Source organism: Shewanella surugensis (assembly GCF_023284005.1).
Taxonomy (GTDB): Bacteria; Pseudomonadota; Gammaproteobacteria; order Enterobacterales; family Shewanellaceae; genus Shewanella; species Shewanella surugensis.
In genome coordinates this window covers 1-2,574 of the sequence record NZ_JAKIKS010000261.1, presented here as the reverse complement: position 1 = coordinate 2,574, position 2,574 = coordinate 1, and the positions used below count along the sequence as shown (strand labels likewise).

At 37.1% G+C, this 2,574-nt stretch carries 2 protein-coding genes; one reads left to right on the top strand and one right to left on the bottom strand.

Annotated elements, in window-relative coordinates; genetic code table 11:
- The coding region (locus L2764_RS26695; protein WP_248943367.1) for a T3SS effector SopD family protein at positions 1-608 on the bottom strand (608 nt) is incomplete at its 3' end.
- A gap of 1,075 nt (positions 609-1,683) precedes the next feature.
- Here L2764_RS26695 and L2764_RS26690 point away from each other — a divergent pair.
- A complete protein-coding gene (locus L2764_RS26690) occupies positions 1,684-2,472 on the top strand; it encodes a hypothetical protein (protein WP_248943366.1) in 789 nt (262 codons plus the stop codon).
- Positions 2,473-2,574 lie beyond the last annotated feature (102 nt).

The window sequence follows — 2,574 nt, the reverse complement described above, 5'->3', positions numbered from 1 at the left end:
TGCTTCTGTATGTACTCACCAATTTTATGCTCTAATATAAAATCAGCTTTACCTACACCATCCATTGCTTTCAGTACCCCTTTTGAAAATCTTTTGTTCACGCCGCCTGTCGAAAAGTCATTATTACTGACTCCAGCAGTGTCGACTTCGACCAAATGGTCTGTCAAAGGGTTTGGCTTAAGGACTCCATGTAATAAATCTCTTGGGCAGCCTAATAGGCTTGCTAACTGCATACTTTGTTGCTCAGTTAGTCTTATCTTCTTCATAGGTTTTGAATCGATACAAAGCTCAGCAATATCACTTCCTCCCTCTAAGGACATATTAATCGTAAATAAAGCACGATTATGAGAAGAAGCGAGACTGGCTAATACCTGAAAAGCCTCAATACTGGCTAAGTTTATATCTCTATTTTCATCTGTATTTTGATGTATGATCTTATGCAGTTCAGTAAATGCCTCAGATCGATTATCCCAAGAAAAAAAATCTTTTATGAATTCCCATACAGTTCGAGTGGTGGCTTCACGACTATCGTCACTCAGTAATTTAGATAAACGCCCTTCACTTATTACAACATTTTCATGATTTGAAGTGCTTACACTTATAGTCATTTTAACTCCGTAATGTCTATGTGATTTTAACGGTAAGGAATTTGAAAGTTCTCTCTAAAGGACAGCCCCTTGCGATAACCCAAACCTGATCGGTTATCACCTCAGTCTTAATCTATCCGGTGGTTACTTTTTGATAGGGTTGGCTGATTATCATACTCAAACCCAAGTTGCAGACACACTCACCCCGTTAAACGTCCACCCGTTTTATTTATCTCTAATAATTCATTCGAAGAAATCACTAATGAATTATTAGAGAAAATAGTTGTACCAGATTTAAGTATTATTCCAGTCACTTTAATATATTAAGTAGTATTTGCCATACACTAAATTATAAAGTTAAGGTCATTTTGATGATATCAAAAAAACTACGATATGTAAGAAACTATAAGATAAAATTGACAGTATTTTCGTTTTGCGATTTTAATGAGTTTTCGCCCCGATTTACCATAATAGAGATTGGACGCACTTCACTAATATCCAATTGATAATATTACTTAAATTTGTTTGTTACCAGTGATAAATCGTTCTTATCACTGGTAGCACTCCTCACCAAACCCCAATGTTAAAACACCAGACATCCTACCAACTCAAACCTAATATTTACCAAGTTGAATGATAGTGAGGAAGATATACTGAAGAGCATATGGCATTCATGGCTAATCAAAGATTATGTTGTAAATAAAGGTGTCTCTGCTGATAACAAAAGCGCCCCAAGTAGCTTGAGTTATATTCAATCTACATTAGCCAACACTATTGAATAGTGACGCACTGGCCTAATAACACCCTCCCCCTTCATTTACTAAGAGTGGTGTTATTGAGCCACTCAATGATAAAGACATAGTCGTAAGTGCTTAACTAAAAGTTTATCAAGGTTGGATTTAGTCCTTTAAACAGCGCAAACCCATATGCTGTCTAGGTAATCGACATATCGCTCAAGGTTGAAAATTAAACAAAATACTGGATAACTTCAACTCAGGTACTTAATAAAGACCACTAGTGGTCTAATACAGCATGTTATAGGCAATGAAGACAGCCTATAACAACGATTAAAGTCCAATTTAAAAAGGTTTGAGATATGTATGCACAAATAGAGAAGCCAAAAGAGAATAAAAGTAGAGCGGTTGCTAATTCTGTAGTTCAGGGGAAAAGTAATGGGCGGCAAGGTTTTAGGTTTGTGGACAATAGATCAATAGCGAAAGTAAGAAAGGGAAGAGATGCCACATATAGACATGATGAAAACAGCTTAATTGTCCAAAGCATCAAACATCAACCAATGCCTACTTCTTTAGTGACACAAATGGTACCTAAAGGAAGAAATGAATATACTATAGTAGAAAAGTACTTCACTGAAAACAGAAATAAGATTTACGCGAAGAAGGACTACCCCGAATTATCAGCTCAGGCTAGAAACCTTCTTTATGCCTTAGGGGAGTACCCGAAGTTAACCGAACTAGATAATGACGACACTAATGTTAAAAAAATCAAAAGTTTACTTGAAGATGAGGAAGTACAAAAGGAATTGAAAAATGCGTGCATTGAAATTGATCAAGAAAGTGGTGCTGCTAGATGGAAAATAATGCTGCAACGATTGAGGAGTGGAACTGAGGATGAACTGATGGAATACGGGGGAGTAAAGGAACAGATATGGAGATTTGGAAGTAGAATAAATAAATGGGGGAAGCCAACAACGGTAGGCATCCAAGCTGGGATGCAGTATCTGATGTTTAATCCTATATCATCAGCTGCTTTTGGGGGGAGAGCTATATTGCAACAACTGAATCTACATATTACTAATGCTTTAAGTTTAGAAACGATAATGAAACACCCATTAGCGTACCAACGGATTACTACAGGAATTTCGTGAGCGTCCGGCGAACTACGCCTTGCTTAGATTAACATGCCAAGGTAAGAGACTATTGAGATCACAGTTGGGGGGAGATAGCTGTTCCAAGCAATGTTCGATGTA